This window comes from Aquisalimonas sp. APHAB1-3 (assembly GCF_048323695.1).
Classification (GTDB): Bacteria; Pseudomonadota; Gammaproteobacteria; order Nitrococcales; family Aquisalimonadaceae; genus Aquisalimonas.
This window is the reverse complement of the sequence record NZ_JBLWFT010000017.1, coordinates 13,327-28,520: the sequence shown is the minus strand read 5'-3', so window position 1 is coordinate 28,520 and position 15,194 is coordinate 13,327. Positions and strand designations below refer to the sequence as shown.

At 62.6% G+C, this 15,194-nt stretch carries 17 protein-coding genes and 1 pseudogene; 12 read left to right on the top strand and 6 right to left on the bottom strand.

The genetic code is table 11. The features are described from left to right. Positions 1-25 precede the first annotated feature (25 nt). The 3 genes and pseudogenes from ACNSTU_RS16285 to ACNSTU_RS16275 all read left to right on the top strand — a co-directional run bounded on the left by ACNSTU_RS16285 (position 26) and on the right by ACNSTU_RS16275 (position 1,690). Positions 26-519 (top strand): annotated as a pseudogene (locus ACNSTU_RS16285) (hypothetical protein). A 249-nt stretch (positions 520-768) separates the two neighbouring features. Further along, positions 769-1,122, top strand: coding sequence for a hypothetical protein (locus ACNSTU_RS16280; protein ID WP_418212697.1), 354 nt, complete (start codon positions 769-771; stop codon positions 1,120-1,122). Positions 1,123-1,318: 196 nt separating this feature from the next. After that, a complete protein-coding gene (locus tag ACNSTU_RS16275; RefSeq protein WP_418212696.1) occupies positions 1,319-1,690 on the top strand; it encodes a hypothetical protein in 372 nt (123 codons plus the stop codon). 238 nt (positions 1,691-1,928) lie between these two features. Here the strand turns inward: ACNSTU_RS16275 and rpoH are convergent, their stop codons facing one another. Further along, positions 1,929-2,843 (bottom strand): RNA polymerase sigma factor RpoH, encoded by a 915-nt coding sequence (gene rpoH / locus ACNSTU_RS16270; protein WP_418212695.1) that lies wholly within the window; start codon positions 2,841-2,843, stop codon positions 1,929-1,931. Between the two features lie 586 nt (positions 2,844-3,429). Here rpoH and ACNSTU_RS16265 point away from each other — a divergent pair. Beyond that, positions 3,430-4,164 (top strand): lysophospholipid acyltransferase family protein, encoded by a 735-nt coding sequence (locus ACNSTU_RS16265; RefSeq protein WP_418212694.1) that lies wholly within the window; start codon positions 3,430-3,432, stop codon positions 4,162-4,164. 270 nt (positions 4,165-4,434) lie between these two features. Here ACNSTU_RS16265 and ACNSTU_RS16260 read toward each other — a convergent pair whose 3' ends face one another. After that, positions 4,435-4,548, bottom strand: a complete 114-nt coding sequence (locus ACNSTU_RS16260) for an H-NS family nucleoid-associated regulatory protein (protein ID WP_418212716.1) — start codon at positions 4,546-4,548, stop codon at positions 4,435-4,437. A 191-nt stretch (positions 4,549-4,739) separates the two neighbouring features. On the opposite strand from ACNSTU_RS16260, the gene ACNSTU_RS16255 reads away from it, so the two are divergent. From ACNSTU_RS16255 to ACNSTU_RS16225, 7 genes are all read left to right on the top strand, one after another. Continuing rightward, entirely contained in the window at positions 4,740-5,333 is a 594-nt protein-coding gene (locus tag ACNSTU_RS16255) for a TetR/AcrR family transcriptional regulator (RefSeq protein ID WP_418212693.1), read from the top strand. Between the two features lie 49 nt (positions 5,334-5,382). Continuing rightward, positions 5,383-5,937, top strand: coding sequence for a twin-arginine translocation signal domain-containing protein (locus ACNSTU_RS16250; protein ID WP_418212692.1), 555 nt, complete (start codon positions 5,383-5,385; stop codon positions 5,935-5,937). Positions 5,938-6,640: 703 nt separating this feature from the next. Further along, positions 6,641-7,909: an IS701 family transposase gene (locus ACNSTU_RS16245; RefSeq protein WP_418212691.1), complete on the top strand. Its 1,269-nt coding sequence runs from the start codon at positions 6,641-6,643 to the stop codon at positions 7,907-7,909. Between the two features lie 191 nt (positions 7,910-8,100). Then, positions 8,101-8,499, top strand: a complete 399-nt coding sequence (gene tnpA / locus ACNSTU_RS16240; protein WP_418212690.1) for an IS66-like element accessory protein TnpA — start codon at positions 8,101-8,103, stop codon at positions 8,497-8,499. After that, positions 8,496-8,843: an IS66 family insertion sequence element accessory protein TnpB gene (gene tnpB / locus ACNSTU_RS16235; protein ID WP_418212689.1), complete on the top strand. Its 348-nt coding sequence runs from the start codon at positions 8,496-8,498 to the stop codon at positions 8,841-8,843. Before tnpA ends, tnpB begins: the two co-directional genes overlap by 4 nt. 38 nt (positions 8,844-8,881) lie before the next feature. Next, positions 8,882-10,462 carry an IS66 family transposase gene (tnpC, locus tag ACNSTU_RS16230; RefSeq protein ID WP_418212688.1) on the top strand — a complete coding sequence of 527 codons (1,581 nt, stop codon included), beginning with the start codon at positions 8,882-8,884 and terminating at the stop codon, positions 10,460-10,462. Between the two features lie 12 nt (positions 10,463-10,474). Further along, positions 10,475-10,717, top strand: coding sequence for a hypothetical protein (locus ACNSTU_RS16225; RefSeq protein WP_418212687.1), 243 nt, complete (start codon positions 10,475-10,477; stop codon positions 10,715-10,717). A gap of 125 nt (positions 10,718-10,842) precedes the next feature. Here ACNSTU_RS16225 and ACNSTU_RS16220 read toward each other — a convergent pair whose 3' ends face one another. After that, positions 10,843-11,343 carry a phasin family protein gene (locus ACNSTU_RS16220; protein ID WP_418212686.1) on the bottom strand — a complete coding sequence of 167 codons (501 nt, stop codon included), beginning with the start codon at positions 11,341-11,343 and terminating at the stop codon, positions 10,843-10,845. A 434-nt stretch (positions 11,344-11,777) separates the two neighbouring features. Between ACNSTU_RS16220 and ACNSTU_RS16215 the strand changes: the two genes are divergently transcribed. Further along, on the top strand, positions 11,778-12,236 hold the full coding sequence (locus tag ACNSTU_RS16215) for a hypothetical protein (protein ID WP_418212685.1): 459 nt from the start codon (positions 11,778-11,780) through the stop codon (positions 12,234-12,236). 238 nt (positions 12,237-12,474) lie between these two features. Here the strand turns inward: ACNSTU_RS16215 and ACNSTU_RS16210 are convergent, their stop codons facing one another. The 3 genes from ACNSTU_RS16210 to ACNSTU_RS16200 are packed head-to-tail and all read right to left on the bottom strand — an operon-like array spanning position 12,475 to position 15,150. Then, positions 12,475-13,599, bottom strand: a complete 1,125-nt coding sequence (locus ACNSTU_RS16210) for an NAD(P)/FAD-dependent oxidoreductase (protein WP_418212684.1) — start codon at positions 13,597-13,599, stop codon at positions 12,475-12,477. Beyond that, positions 13,592-14,893, bottom strand: a complete 1,302-nt coding sequence (locus ACNSTU_RS16205; protein ID WP_418212683.1) for a class I SAM-dependent methyltransferase — start codon at positions 14,891-14,893, stop codon at positions 13,592-13,594. Before ACNSTU_RS16205 ends, ACNSTU_RS16210 begins: the two co-directional genes overlap by 8 nt. A 50-nt stretch (positions 14,894-14,943) precedes the next feature. After that, positions 14,944-15,150 carry a hypothetical protein gene (locus ACNSTU_RS16200; RefSeq protein WP_418212682.1) on the bottom strand — a complete coding sequence of 69 codons (207 nt, stop codon included), beginning with the start codon at positions 15,148-15,150 and terminating at the stop codon, positions 14,944-14,946. Between the last annotated feature and the right edge of the window lie 44 nt (positions 15,151-15,194).

Genomic DNA, 15,194 nt, shown 5'->3' with positions numbered 1-15,194 from the left:
AATCCGCCTCCTCGGTGCACTGCCCATGGCAGCGTCCGCGCAGTCCACGAGTTTCGGCCCGGAAGAGGGTGATCGGGAATTCTCCATCTCCGGTACCGGCAGTAGCGACCAGAGTTTCGATAGCGGCAGCTTCGGCGTGACCGGCGACCTGGGCTGGTATCTGCGGAACAACGTCGTTGCCGGTATCCGGCAAAGCGTTAATTACGCCAGCATCGAAGGCGAAGACATCACGGACGATTTCTGGAACGGCACAACCCTGGTTACCTCAACTATCAGTTCAACCTCGATCGTGCCCGGCCGTTCCTCGGCGCCAGCCTGGGCGGCATCCACGGCGACGGCGTCAAGGACAGCGGCTTCGGTGGGCTGGAGCTGGGCTTGAAGTACTACGTGCGGACGAAAACCTTTTTCCTCGCCCGGGTTGATTACCAGTTCTTCTTCAGCAGCACCAGTGATGCGTCCGATGCGTTTCAGGACGACGGAGCATGGGCCTACTCGGTGGCCCTGGGTTACAACTTCTGAGCGACAGCAACGCTGACGGAGAAGAATTATGCGTCCCACGGGTTCCAAGCCGGCGGGACGCAGATCCTCGTGTCTCCCCATTGTGTCTGAAGCGTATGAGTAAGGTTTTGATGGTGGTGCTGACTCGATCATGACCTTTGGGAAGCTGCCAGAGAGGCTTTCGCGTGTACGTTGCCGGACATACGCTATTCGGTTTCGGAGATAAACTAATGGTTTCCAGATAAGCATATTGGCACGAGTGTTACGCAGATGGCTATTTCAATATTGACCACAACGGAAGAAGAATTCTTGCAATCCCAGAAGGCTCTTTCGAGATGGGACAACGAGGGTGGCGCGCTTCCAGACAACACACAAGCTGACACCCACGAAATGACGAACGCCGAAATGGTGCATCTGCGGGTTCGTGTGATCGCACTGGAGAACCTGATCATATCGCTGCTCGCTGCAGGGTCCGATCGACAACTCGAAGTTGCCCGGGAAATGGCGACCTATATCTCTCCGCGAATAGGCTTTACCCAACACCCGCTCACCATCAAAGCGGCGGAACAAATGAAGGATATGGTTCATCGGGCTGAACATTTCCGGGAACCGCCTTCATCATGAGTGCCGCATCTATCTCTCCGCGAATAGGCTTTACCCAACACCCGCTCACCATCAAAGCGGCGGAACAAATGAAGGATATGGTTCATCGGGCTGAACATTTCCGGGAACCGCCTTCATCATGAGTGCCGCATCTCCATACAAGTGCACGCCGGTATGCGGCATTATCGATTCATATCGCCGACGAAGTAATGCAACCATGAATCACGTCAGTATTGCCCGCCGTCTGGCCGTTGCTGTCGCCCTGGTGACGCTTGCCGGGTGTACAACGCAGCCCCCGACCGCTGCTGACCGGATGCGCGGGCACGCCTCCGACGAACGCGCCCTGGCCGATAATCAGTCCGAGATCGCGTCGGATTGGGATGATGGCCAGAAACTGGTCGATTCCGGCAATCGGAAAATCCTGAATGGGGAAAAAATGGTCAAGGAGGCCCAAGAGAGTCTTCGTAAGGGTGCGGCGCTGATTGATGAGGGCAACAGCGAGGTGGCCGAGGGGGGACTGCTGTTGCGCGATGCTGAAAGACGTTTTCGAGCCGCGTATCCTGAACTCGAAATCGATACTGATCAGTAGTAATCCAGTGACGGAATCATCGCTGGGGCGTGGGCTCGACTCATCCGTTTCTGCACGTGTGAGGCGGCAGGAAGTATTCGGTCTGGCGTTCCACGGGGGCGAAACGGCTCTGGCAACTTTCCTGTCGCACTGGAAGACAAACACTGTCTCCCAGTGCGCGGCCAAAAATCCGACAGACTGCTAGGCGCGGCAGAGCCCGGTGCGTTGCACCACGGCAAGGGCGTATGTTTTCCCATTTTCACGCGAACCGGGGAACCATAATGCCCGCAGACGTGGGCAAGCGCGCCGGCGCCAAGGACGCCTTGAGCGTGTTCATGGCGTTCTTTTCCAGTTGACGGACTCGCTCGGCGGACACGCCGTACTTTGTGGCCAGGGCCTGCAGCGTGGTCTTACGCTCTGCCAACCAGCGCCGCTCGACGATGTCGCGGCTACGATCGTCCAGGCGCTCCACTGCTTCGTGCAGGGAATCCACCTGGTGCTCGTCCCAGTCATCCGCCTCGATCTGGGCGGCGGGATCCATGCGGCTGTCGCTCAGGTACTGCGCCGGCGAACGGGTGATGTACTCGTCGTCGTTGTCCGCGTCCGGCTGCGGATCGAACGCCGTGTCCTGACCGCTCAGGCGCGACTCCATCTCCAGCACCGTCTCGGGCTTGACGCCGAGATCACTGGCAACATTCTGTACTTCCTCGTGGGTCAGCCACCCCAGGCGCTTCTTGGAGCTGCGCAGGTTGAAGAACAGCTTGCGCTGGGCCTTGGTTGTGGCCACCTTGACGATGCGCCAGTTGCGCAGGACGTATTCGTGTATCTCGGCACGGATCCAGTGCACGGCGAAGGACACCAGGCGCACCTTGACGTCCGGATCGAAGCGTTTCACCGCCTTCATCAGGCCGATGTTGCCTTCCTGGATCAGGTCCGCCAGCGGCAGGCCGTAGCCGTTGTAGCCGCGGGCGATGTGGACGACGAAGCGCAGATGCGACAGTACCAGCTGCCGAGCGGCATCGATGCTCTGGTGGTCGCGATACTCCACCGCCAGCTCGTTCTCCTGCTCGGCGCTGAGAACAGGAATCTGCTTGACCGCCTGTATATAGGCCTCTTCGCTGCCAGCGCGCAGCGGCATGTTGTGCAGAGTCACCTTAACGGGTTCCTTGCTCATCGCGTACATCCTTTGGGTCCTTCATCCTGCGTGGGAAATTCTGCCGACAATGCGTTTTAGAAACGTTCTGAAGACGCATTTCTTTATAGCGCTTGTGACAAAGCTCAAGACTATTCCTGATACATCAATGATGTCTGTACGCTAGCGACCACGTGGTGTTCCGTGAAGCAGTTCCCGACCTGTTGCGACCTTCGGCCGATTTCAATGGCGACAAGAGGTTTAGCGTTTCTGAGAGTGCTTAATCCGACGAAAGCAGATGTTTCCAGCCGTAGGTCGAAGGTCCGCAAAGGGCGTTCGCGATCCCCCGTTCCAACTCTACCATCGCAATAGGATCTCGGGCCCCGTCGGCAGGCCGATACACCCTATCGCCGCAGGCGCTCACTGGACGACTACTGGGGATGTCATGGTGTGGTTCGTTGAGTGGCGAAGGGGACGGTCGCAGCGCTCTGGGTTGCTGAGCCACGACAGCGCAACCCCGGGCGCACGAGGGCAGGCGTGAGCGCTCGGCAACGGAAGGGCGCAGGCGGTTCTCCATCGCGAGTCTGCCACACTGGGGGCAGGGCTTTGACAAGGAGTAACGGTCTGGATGGTCTCAGCTTTGCGATCTGCGCTGTTTTTCGCGGGGTTCTTCGCAATCACACCGCCCTTCGCTCTGCTGATCTTCGCCTTCTGGCGTTTACCCTATGGCGTGCGCGAGGATACGGCGCGCCTGTGGTGCCGGGCAAACCTGCTGTGGTTGCGGGTCTGCTGCGGTGTGCGCTATCGCGTCATCGGGCTGGAGCATCTGCCGCCGGGGCCGGCCGTGGTGATGTCGAATCACCAATCGGCTTGGGAGACCATTGCCTATCGGACGATTTTCCCGACACGGCTGTCATGGGTCGTCAAGCGTGAGCTGTTCCGGCTGCCATTCTATGGCATGGCGCTAAAGGCACTGGAGGAGATCAGCGTCGGCGAACAGTCCCCCCGGGAAGCGATGCGCGAGGTTGAGGAGCACGGGTCCACGCGCATCCGAGCCGGGCGCTGGGTGGTGATCTTCCCGGAGGGGATGCGGGTGCGTCACGGTGAGCTGGGTCGGTTCCTGCAAGGCGGGGCGCGGCTCGCCTGCGCCAACGGCGTGCCGGTGGTGCCAGTAGCCGTCGATTCGGGCTACTGCTGGCCGACCCAGGACTGGCGAAAGCGGCCGGGTCTGATTACGGTTCGGATCGGTCCCCCCATTGCGACGACACAACGCAGCCCGGCCGAGGTCAGTCGGCTGGTGCGGGACTGGATCGCGGGGGAGCTGGTCGATGTCGGCAATGCGCGACCGCGCCGGGGGACATGACTAACCTTCGGAATGAATAACACTCCCAGCTCGTCCGCGTTGGTTTGGGCAGAGCCACGGGGCCCCTAAAGAAAGCGGCCATAGGATCAGCACTCACGGAAGGGCCGGCAAGGGTCGGTGAGTGCCTGACGGCACGAGGACCCACGCTGCCGCAGGAATGCATGGGAGATTGGGCGACCCTGGCGAGAAGGCGAAGACGCACCTGGAAACAACCGCTCACGCCTCCGCCGAAAATCGCCAGAGGAGGCGTCTTCCGAATGTTGGATGGAATCAGCTTGCCACCCGAAACTCCTCCAGCGAGCGCCCCGCCTGCTCGTGCGCTTTGAGCCAGGCCGGCTTGCGGCCACGGCCTGACCAGGTCTTGCCCGTCTCCGGATCACGCAACGGCGCACCCGCTGTTGTCGCTTTGGCGGGCTGGCGGACGACGTCGTCAATCTCCAAGCCATACAGAGCGTTGCATGCATCACCAGGGAAGCGGGCGGTGTGTCTGAATTACGCCAGTGGGGTTGCATGTCACCGCATGGCGACCTATAAGTCACCGTGTAGTGACATGTTGGATTTACGGGAGAGCATCAGTGGGGCGGGACCGCGAATACTCGGAGCAGCGATTGATTCAGGCCGTCGGGCAGATTCTTGCCCGGGACGGCTTCGGGGGGCTTGGTGTCAACGCCGTGGCCCGGGCCGCCGGCGTGGACAAAGTACTGATCTACCGTTACTTCGACGGCCTGCCCAACCTGTTGCGGGCCTACGGGGAAGGCGCGGACTTCTGGCCGACAGTTGACGAGGTCCTGGGGAGCGATATCGACGCGGTGCGTAGGTTGCCCCCGGAGCAGCGCGTGGAGCACGTCGTACTCGCGCTACTCGAGGCGCTGCGCAACCGGCCGCAGACCATTGAGATCCTCGCCTGGGAGGCGGTGGCGGACAACGCGCTCACCCGCACCCTGGCCAACATCCGTGAACAGTGGGGGCGCGATGTGATTGCCCGGGTGTTTCCTGATGCGCGGGAGCACCCAGACGATGTGCTCGCCCTCGCGAACCTTATGGTCGCCGGCTTTCAGTATCTGATGATCCGGGCGCGCAAGAGCCCGGCATTCGGTGGTGTGGACCTTCGCTCAGAGGCGGGCTGGGAGCGGATTCGCCAAGCGATTCGGTTCGCCTGTCGCGCCTAAGTGAATTGTAACAACGCCACCCCTCGGGTGGTATCGAGGGGACACTGCGATGAAGCGTCGACGTTTTCTGCAAGGGGCGGCAGCGATCACCGTTGTCGCCGCCGGCGGGACGGTGTGGCGGGCCGGCGATCAGGGTGTTTTCCGGGCCGCGCAAGGCTCGGCCTACGAGCCTTGGCACGACTGGCACAAGCCCGGGGAACGGAGCCCGCTCGAGTTGGTACGCGCCGGCATCCTGGCAGCCAATCCGCACAACACCCAGCCGTGGGTTTTCCATGTGGAGGGGAATACGGTCGAACTCTACGCCGACTGTGATCGCAATCTGGGATCGTTCGATCCCTATCTGCGGGAGATGCACCTGGGCCTTGGGTGCGCGCTGGAGAACATACTGCTGGCTGCCCGGGCGAACGGCTACGAACCAAGGCTTGAGCTCGCCGCAGGGCAACTGAGGCCGATCGAGGAGCAGCCGCAGCGCCAGCGCGTGGCGCGCATCACCCTGACGGACAATCCCGCCCAGGACAGTCCCCTCCATGCGGCGATCCCGCACCGCCACACCAACCGTGGCCCGTATGAGGCGCAGCGAGCCTTGCCCGATGAGGTCACCTGATTATGTACCTAGCTCCACCCAGCTCTCGGCAGGCAGGTAAGTGTTGTATATTTATCCCGCATCAATGGCCTGAGCAACAGCTATCCGACCGGCTGCTGTAACAACGATATCCCACACCCCACTACACCCCCCGTCTTCCGGCTAGACGCACTGCCTCCCTATCCGCCGTGCTCGCTCTTGCTGTGAAGAAAATCCAGCGGCTCAACATATAGATACGTACGGAACCGAACGGTGCTGTCCATTAAACCCGTGGTATAGGTGAGAGGAGTCTAAGGAGGTCTCCCATGACTACACCCTTTGATTTTTGGTGCGCTTATTGGTCTGCTTTCGCATCCGCTTGGTCTGCTTTTGACTCCGCAACGACAACAGACCCGCCCGCGACACCAGCTTCAACCAGGGATGACTCCCGTACCGGTGTCGTCGTCGACTACCGTGCCTACCGTACGACGCTGAACAAGTGGGCAAAGCATGGGTGACGTACTCGGCACACAACCTTTGACCCGAGAAGAGAAACGAGAACGCTACCGTGCCAGAAGCTATTACTGTAGCGTTTCGCCGTTCACCACCTTTGGCTGGTACGAGGCTGACTGGATTGCCTGGATCGATAAGTACGGTACCTGGGAGCCGCGTCCGCTGTCGATCAGCGCAGTGGGAAATCTCTGGGGCCACATGGGAGGCGTTCCTGGAGCCGTTCGGTGCGCTGGTGCGGCGTGCCGAAAGTCGGCATGCGCTGGAGCGCTACACGACGGGGCTTCTGGCGAACATCCCGCACAAGACCGCCACGGCCATGGGTGAGGCGTTGCCGGGGACCAACGGCCAGCGGCTCCAAGAGCTGCTCACGCGCACGCAGTGGGATGTCGCGGCCATGGACCGGATACGGATCGCGCACATGAGCGCCCATGCGCGCACCGGGGCCGGGGCGTTGATCTTTGATGACACGGGTCTGCCGAAGAAGGGCGACGCCTCGGTGGGCGTCGACCGGCAGTACTCGGGCACGCTCGGGCGCGTGGATAACTGCCAGGTGCTGGTGAGCAGCCACTATGTCGACCGCGCCTTCGACTGGCCGGTCAATGCCCGGCTGTATCTGCCCCGGCGCTGGTGCGACGATCCGCAGCGGCTCGCCAAGGCGCAGGTGCCGCCCGGGACGGGTTTTCAGACCAAGGGCGAGATCGCGCTGGATCTGTTCGACCGGGCCCGCGAGGCGGGCCTGGCGGTCGGCGCGGTGGTGGCTGATGCGGGCTACGGCGATCAGGGGGCGTTTCTCGACGGGCTTGAGCAGCGTGACCAGCCGTATGCGGTGGCTGTGGCGCGGCGAGTGCACTTCCGGGATGCCGTGCAGGTTGCCGCCGACCCCGGCGACCCACCGCCTCCGCCCCGGCAGGGCCGGGGGCGGCCCCGCAAGGCAAGCCGGCTCGAAGAGCGTGTCGAGAAACAAAGCGCCGAGGCGCTGGTGGCCGCCCAGCCGGAGCGCGCCTGGCGCCGGGTGGCCTGGCGTCAGGGCCATAAAGGGGCGCTGACCCGGGAGTTCGTGTCCATCCCTGTCCATCGCAGCGGAGGGCGTGGCAAGCATCTGCCCAGTCGCGGCGTGCTCATCGGCGAGCGCCCCTGCCCAGGGCATCGGGGCGACGTGAAGTACTACTACGCCTGGGGTCTCGACGCCATGCGTCTGCCCGAGCTTGTGGCACTCATTCACGTCCGCTGGGCGATCGAGCGCTTCTACCAGGATGCCAAGGGCGAGCTTGGGCTCGACGACTACGAGGGCCGCCGCTGGCCGGGACTGCACCGGCATGTGGCGCTGGTCATGCTCGCGCACAGCTACCTCGCCCTGCAGCGCGCTTATGGGCCTTTCCATGATGCGCCACCCGATGAGGCTGCCTCGCCGCAGGCAGCCCCCGGCCCCGGGGGTTTTCCCCCCACGGACACGCACGAGCATCACCGCCCTGCGGCGCCGTGTGCTGGAGGCCTTGTTTGAGCAAGTCGTCATTGAGGCGTCTCGGGCTCGTGATGGGCCATAAATAACAAAGTAATACTAAAAGGCACCCGCTCACGCAAAAAGACCGTAAGCGTCCGGTGAGCACCGCCTTCCTGTCGTATCGGTGATTGCCGATGATCGCGTCTCCATGGGTGAAGTGGGCACCGGGTAGGTGTCCACCTGGAGGCGAAGTGGACACTAACGAGGAACACACTCGGGCCGCTGGCGGCGACAGGCGCCGGCGTTTCACGCTCGGCTACAAGCGGCGGGTGGTCGAGGAGACGCTCGCCGAGGGCGCCTCAGTATCGGTGGTCGCCCGCCGCCACGACGTCAACGCCAACCAGCTCTTCAAGTGGCGCAAGCTCTATCGTGAAGGCCTGCTGGAGGAGACGACGGGCACGAGCGCGGCGGCACTTGTGCCCATCCACGTGGCCGACACGGCTGTCGCTGCGGCTACCGAGCCGAAGCGTTCCCCAAGGTCAGGTAATGGGGAGCTGGAGATTACCTTGAGCGGCGGCCATCGGGTAGTTGTGCGCGGCGACGCCGACGGTGCGGCACTGCGCGTGGCCCTGGAGGTCCTGAGCCGATGATGGCGCCACCGACCGGCACGCGCATCTATCTGGTCGCTGGTGTCACGGACATGCGCAAGGGCTTCGACGGGCTCGCGGCGATGGTCGCGCACCGGTTGAGCAAGGATCCGTTCTCGGGGCAGATCTTCGTCTTTCGAGGCCGACGCGGGGACCGCATCAAGGTGCTGTGGTGGGACGGCCAGGGACTGTGCCTGTACGCCAAGCGCCTGGAGCGTGGCCGGTTCGTGTGGCCACGCTTTGAACACGGTGCGGTTCATCTCACCACGGCGCAGTTGGCGATGCTGCTCGAGGGCATCGACTGGCGTACGCCCCAGCGCACGTTCGACCCGCAACACGCCGCCTGAGAGATGCCCCGCGGGGCGGTCGTCGGTATAATCCGCGCATGCTGACGACGCCCGCCAACACCCCGGAGCCGCCCGAGGATGTCGCCGCCCTGCGGGCGGAACTGGCAGCCAGCCGTGCGGAGTCGGCGGAGCTGCGCAGCCAGCTCCACCACCGTGACTGCGAGCTGGAGAAGCTCAAGCTCGAACTCGCCCGACTCAAGCGCAAGCAGTTCGGCCGCTCCTCGGAGCGGCTGGATGCGCAGATCGCCCAGCTCGAGCTCACCATCGAGGAGATGGAGAGCGTGCAGGCCGAGGAGGCTGCCCGGCAGCCCCAGCCATCGTCATCCTCGCAGTCCTCATCGAGTCCCCGTCCGGCACGCCAGGCGTTGCCGGAAGACATCCCCCGCGAAGACCACCGCCACGCCGCTGCCTGCACGTGCCCGGACTGTGGTGGTGCGCTGACCTATCTCGGTGAGGACGTCAGCGAGGTGCTGGAGTACGTCCCGGCGTCGTTCAAGGTCATCCGCCACATCCGCCCCAAGCACCGGTGCGGGCAGTGCGGGACGATCAACCAGGCACCGGCTGCCGAACGGCCCATCGAGCGCGGACTCGCCGGCCCGGGGCTCCTTGCCCAGGTGCTGGTGGCCAAGTACGCGGATCATCTGCCGCTGTATCGTCAGTCGGCGATCTATGCCCGCGAGGGCGTGCATCTCACGCGCTCCACGCTCGCCGACTGGGTCGGCGCGAGCAGTGCGCTGCTCGCGCCTCTCGGCGAGGCGCTCCAGCGCCACATCCTCGCCGGCGCCACGGTCCACGCCGATGACACGCCGGTGCCCTTGCTCGCCCCAGGCCGCGGGCAGACCCGCACCGCCCGGCTATGGACATACGTGCGCGACGAGCGCGCCGCGGACGGCGAGATGCCGCCGGCGGTGGTGTTCCGCTACTCACCGGATCGCAAGGGGCTGCATCCGCAGCGCCACCTGCGGGAGTTCACCGGTGTGCTCCAGGCCGACGGCTATGCCGGCTTCCGGCCACTGTACGACACCGGCCGTGTCCAGGAGGCGGCCTGCTGGGCGCACGTGCGGCGCAAGTTCCACGATATCGACCAGGGCAACGGCTCGCCGCTCGCCCGTGAGGCGCTGGAGCGCATCGGCGCGCTCTACGCCATCGAGGCCGACCTCCGGGGCAAGCCGCCGGATGTTCGCCGCGCTGAGCGCCAGGCCCGGGCGGGGCCCGCGCTCGACGATCTGCACACCTGGTTCACCGACAAGCTCCAGCGCGTCTCTGCGAAGTCGACCTTCGCGGTGGCGGTGCGCTATGCGCTTGAGCGGTGGACGGCGCTAACGCGCTACCGGGATGACGGCCGGGTGGAGATCGACAACAACGCTGCCGAGCGGGCGCTTCGCACCGTGGCGCTGGGCCGCAAGAACTACCTCTTCGCCGGCTCCGACCGGGGCGGGGACAGTGCGGCCCTGATCTACAGCCTCATCGGCACCGCCCGGTTGAACGGCGTCGATCCCTACGCCTACCTCCGGGCCGTGCTCGAGCGCATCGGCACGCACCCGATCAACCGCATCGACGAGTTGCTGCCCTGGAGCATCACCCTCGGTGATCCGCAGTCCCAGGCCGCGGCCGCCTGAGCAGGGGACTCCATGGCACACATCACCGATCTTGATCTGCCGAACATCGACGCGCTGCTTGCCGACGATGGCGACATCAACATCGGCTACCTGCATCCGGTCGGCCAAGTGGCCGTCGCCAGCGACCCCCATAACGCCCTCGCGATGCTCCGCCGCCGTCCGGACGAGTCCCTCGCCGACGTCCTGCTGCGGCTCGACGCGGCGGTCGCCACCGCAATCGAGCACGGCGAGTTCACCGACGAGATCAACGCGTAAGCATCGCCGAGGCCCGGCGACAAGACGGTGCTCGGCGGACGCTTACAAAAGACCGCCACCCGGACGAATCCGGAGTGGCGGTCTTTTTGCAACAAAGCGCCGGCTCAGCGCTTAGTGGTTCTTGGCTAAACGGCCTGAGTGTCCTTCTTGCTGCTTTCCTTCGCGGCCTTGGACTCCTTCTGAGTGTTGTCCTGAGTGTCGTTCTTGGAACCTTCCTGCGCAGCCTTGGGGTCCTTTTGGACACTGTCCTGGGTGTCCTTCTCGGAGTCTGCCTGCACAGCCTTGGACGCCTTCTCGGCGCTGTCCCGCGTGACGCTCTGCGCGTTCTGGGCGAAGGCCTGGTTCAGGGACACGAGCTTTTCCATGTCGCCCTTGATGCGCTCGTTCATCTCCTTGGCAACCTTCTGCTGGTTTTCCATGTAGGCGCGGACGTCCGACGAATCTCTCACTTCCAGCGCGGCGCGGGCCTGCTGCATGCTGGTCTCGGCATAGGCCTTGGCGGCTTCAAACTGCAGGTTCGCGAGCTGCTCGAAGTGATCCAGCATAGAGCTCGCGTAGTTGCGCGCCGGGCGAGCGACGGTGTTCTCGATCTGGGTCTGCATCTGGTTAACGGGTTCGTTGCTCATCATATACATCCTGTGGGTCGTGCATTTTACTTGGGAATTTCCGTCGACAATGCGTTGTGCGAATGTTGTGAAAACGCAGTTCTGTACAACGCTTGGTTCAACCATCAAGACTATTCCTGACAGTACCTGATGTCTGTGCGCTAGCGTCCACGTGGTGTTCCGTGAAGCAGTTCCCGACCCGGGGCGGATCTTGCCCCACCATCGATCAGTGTCCGCTTCGTAGGTGACGGCGGGAAAACACGCCGTCGAATTTTTGGTTGGTGTCCTACGGCCAATTCGCGCTACGCTCCTGTATATGCCGCATAAAGCCTGTCGACTCCAGCGACGGCTTCGTAGATGTCACGCCGGTACACTGCCCTAATCATGGTGAAGGGGGCTCACGCACTGTTAGCAGTAATATATGCGGACAAATCAATTAGCGACTCGGAGCAAAGATGAATAAAACGCAAGGTATTTCTGATTGGATAGGGCGTGCTGTTTATGGACTCATCAGTTTAAGTTTGGGTGTTATAAGTCTCACGATGATGGGTGTCGCCTTTTGGGATATATGGCTCTCGATACACGGAGACACCTTGCTCGTTACAGCCCTTCTTAATGCCATCGGCTTGATCGTGATTGGAATGGCTGTATTTGATGTTTCCAAGTTTTTGTTGGAGGAGGAAGTTTTTAGCAGCAGTGCCACGAAATCGCCGGCAAAACAGAGGGGGACTTTATTGAAGTTTCTCGTCATAATTGCTATTGCCGTAAACTTGGAAGCCCTGGTGTTCGTTTTTGACGCTGGGACAAAAGATATTACTACGTTGATCTATCCCACTTTTCTATTAATTGCAGCTATTTTTGTGGTGGTAGGTCTGGGCGTCTATCAGAAGTTGACTCGGGATGATGACAAGTAGCCGCGATAGAAAATCATTACGATTGCTACTCGAATATTGAAAGTGCCGTGATTTGTTCGCCGCCGCTAAAGGGTCGTTCAGCACGGAGTGGCTAGGCGGGCTTCTCGGGGGAAACGGAGGCGGTGACCGTCGTACTGTATTCACCGTTGATGGGTGCCCCAGAGAAGCTACGGGAACCCGTCCGGCTTATATCCCCTCGACTCGCCGCCTGGCAGCTTTCACTTTCCACTCTTGTCTATTAGGCGCTGAGATGCAGTAGCGGCACGTCGGTGTGGAGGAACCACTTCTCCGTGACCACCTTCCGGGTAAACCAGTCCGTGCGCATCAACGGGGGGGCCACCGTGGCTTTCAGCCATTCGGGCAAGCGCACACCACCGGATTCGTCGCCACGCCGGCCGAAACGAGCGCGAATGGCCCGATCGTATTCCGCGACCACCGTCTCCGGCCGATCTCCCAGGCGTGCGAGCAGATCCGCCGCCAGCAAGGAGGATTCCACCGCCGGGCGAATCCCCTCGCCGCTCTGGTCATAGGCCAGGCCAGCGGCATCACCGACCAACAGACAATGGTCGTCGGTCAGTGGACGACGGGCGTGGCCGTGCAGCAGGTAGGCGTGCCCCTTGTATCGCCTGGGCAGATCCTCCGGGATACGGCCGGCGTCCTGCATGAACCGGACGAACTCTGCCAAGTGTACCGAAAGCTGGTGGTTCTCCTGACGGCCCAGTCCGATATTAAGGTACTCCTCCTTGCGAAACACCCAGCCATAGCCCTTCAGGTCCCGGCAGAACCACAGCTCCGGGGTATCGCCTCGGGCCCGGCAGCGCTGCTGCTGCTCCGGCGTCATTTCGAATTCCACTTCCTTGGCGGTCACAGGCTGCTCGTACCCACCCGGGCCGTCTCCGAGACGGGCGGCAACGGGACAGAAGTGACCACCCGCGCCCACTAGCCAGGCGGCCCGGAAACGTTTATTAAGTTCCCAGGCCCCCTCCCTGCGGCGCAGGTCGTGGAGCTTCTCGCCCAGCGCCATGTCGGCTCCCGAGCGCTCTAGCAGATAATTGTCGAACTCACACCGACGAATGCCGTAGCTCACCGGCTCCTCGCCGTGATCAGTCTCCACGGGCTCCTGACCCATCAACCCCACCCGAAACGAATGAATGGGCTGGAGCACATGATCGCGGCCATAGGTCTCAGGGTTAACGTCGAGGGACTCCAGCACCGGCGGGGTCACCCAGCCCGCGCAGGTCTTGTCCCTGGGAAACCGGGCCTTGTCCATGACCAGCACCCGCCAGCCCCGGTGGGTGAGGGCGTGGGCGAGACTGGAGCCGGCGGGTCCGCCTCCGACAACGATCAGGTCGTATTCATCCATCGGCCCACTCCCGAGGCGCCGCCGTGGTTTCGTATAGATGCGCGCGATTGCGGGGTACGTTGTTGGACCGGGCCGGCGCGAACACAACCTGGAAGAGTTGCATCCCTCCCTGCGTGAAGGTGGCACTGGAGGTGGCCAGATACAGCTCCCAGGCACGAGCAAAGCGCTCGTCGTACTGTTGCGCCACCCAGTCTCGATGGACCCGGAAACGCTCCAGCCAATTATCCAGGGTCTGCGCGTAATGCAGCCGCAGGTTCTCCACGTCCAGCACGGAAAGATCATCATACTCGAACAGCGTCATAAGCTCCGCCGCGCTGGGTACATAGGCGCCCGGGAAAATGCGCTGCTCGATCCACTTGTTAACCGGCCGCGGTCGATTACGCCCGATGGTATGGATCAGGCCCAGACCCTCCGGATGCAGGCAGCGCCGTGCCACCTTGGCCAAGGCCTCGTAGTTCGCGGGTCCCACGTGCTCGAGCATACCCACCGAAACGAAGTGGTCGCAGGAGCCGGAAATATTGCGGTAGTCGTCCTCAACGTATTCAACCAGATGGTCCAGGCCCTCCCTACGGGCCTGCTCGCGGGCATACTCGATCTGCTCCCGGGAAATGTTGAATGCGCGTACCTTTGCCCCGTACTGCTTCGCCATGTAGCGTGCGAGCCCGCCCCAGCCACAGCCGGCTTCGATGACCGTCTCGCCGGGCTGCAGCCGCACCTTGCGACAGACGTGTTCCAGCTTGGCCAGTTGCGCTTGCTCGAGGGTGTTGTCGGGGCTTTCGAAATAGGCGCAGGTATATTGCATGGCCGCGTGGTCCAGCCAGAGACTGTAGAAGTCATTGCCCAGATCGTAGTGGTGATGGATATTGCCCCGCGCCCCGGAAACATCCGCGCCACTGCTCGGCTTATCGCGCCAGAGCCACTCCAGCCAGGCAGGCTTGCGGCCTTCGTGTTCATTCGCGGCTCGTACCAGGATATTCATTACTTCCTTGAGCTCGCCATGCACCTCGATACGCCCGGTGCTGTAGAGATCCCCGTAGCCCAGGTTCGGGTTACGAAGCAGCTCGTACAAGGCGCCGCGATCCATGATCTCGACCGCCAGAGTACTGTCGCCGGATCCAAAGGACGAACCGTCCCACAAGCGTACCTGCAACGCTGGTGAGCCCACCAGCTCGTAGAGCCGACGGGTCAGCCAACGCTCCGGTGCTGCCGAGGGCCCGCTGGAAACGCGCTCGCCTTGGGGTACCGCCAGAGGATTACGCTCGTTGACATAGGTGTGTTCTGCATCGTGCGGCATGGCTACTTCCCTCGTCCTTGCCCATTATAGTCCCCTCCGGCGAGATCGTTTCAGAATGGTGTCCACCTCACGCGGAACGCGGGAGTCCGCCAGCCACCGCAGCGGGCGGGTGATGCGCGGCTCGAAATGCCCAGCAGGTTGTCCTCGCCTTGCACGCCGGGATCGAACTTCGCCAGTCTCAGCTCGATAAAGGATTCCAGGCCCTGCACATAAGAAAGCACGAAGTGCGCGCCCTCAAGATCCCCAGGGCTACCCATTGCGTTTCCGCATTTCTCGGGGCACAAGGCGGCTGACGAACAGA

Coding starts and splice junctions, on each gene's coding strand:
- ACNSTU_RS16280 (WP_418212697.1), top strand. CDS start 769: ATGGCTATTTCAATATTGACCACAACGGAAGAAGAATTCTTGCAATCC.
- ACNSTU_RS16275 (WP_418212696.1), top strand. CDS start 1,319: ATGAATCACGTCAGTATTGCCCGCCGTCTGGCCGTTGCTGTCGCCCTG.
- rpoH (WP_418212695.1), bottom strand. CDS start 2,843: ATGAGCAAGGAACCCGTTAAGGTGACTCTGCACAACATGCCGCTGCGC.
- ACNSTU_RS16265 (WP_418212694.1), top strand. CDS start 3,430: ATGGTCTCAGCTTTGCGATCTGCGCTGTTTTTCGCGGGGTTCTTCGCA.
- ACNSTU_RS16250 (WP_418212692.1), top strand. CDS start 5,383: ATGAAGCGTCGACGTTTTCTGCAAGGGGCGGCAGCGATCACCGTTGTC.
- tnpB (WP_418212689.1), top strand. CDS start 8,496: ATGATGGCGCCACCGACCGGCACGCGCATCTATCTGGTCGCTGGTGTC.
- tnpC (WP_418212688.1), top strand. CDS start 8,882: ATGCTGACGACGCCCGCCAACACCCCGGAGCCGCCCGAGGATGTCGCC.
- ACNSTU_RS16225 (WP_418212687.1), top strand. CDS start 10,475: ATGGCACACATCACCGATCTTGATCTGCCGAACATCGACGCGCTGCTT.
- ACNSTU_RS16220 (WP_418212686.1), bottom strand. CDS start 11,343: ATGAGCAACGAACCCGTTAACCAGATGCAGACCCAGATCGAGAACACC.
- ACNSTU_RS16215 (WP_418212685.1), top strand. CDS start 11,778: ATGAATAAAACGCAAGGTATTTCTGATTGGATAGGGCGTGCTGTTTAT.
- ACNSTU_RS16210 (WP_418212684.1), bottom strand. CDS start 13,599: ATGGATGAATACGACCTGATCGTTGTCGGAGGCGGACCCGCCGGCTCC.
- ACNSTU_RS16205 (WP_418212683.1), bottom strand. CDS start 14,893: ATGCCGCACGATGCAGAACACACCTATGTCAACGAGCGTAATCCTCTG.
- ACNSTU_RS16200 (WP_418212682.1), bottom strand. CDS start 15,150: ATGGGTAGCCCTGGGGATCTTGAGGGCGCGCACTTCGTGCTTTCTTAT.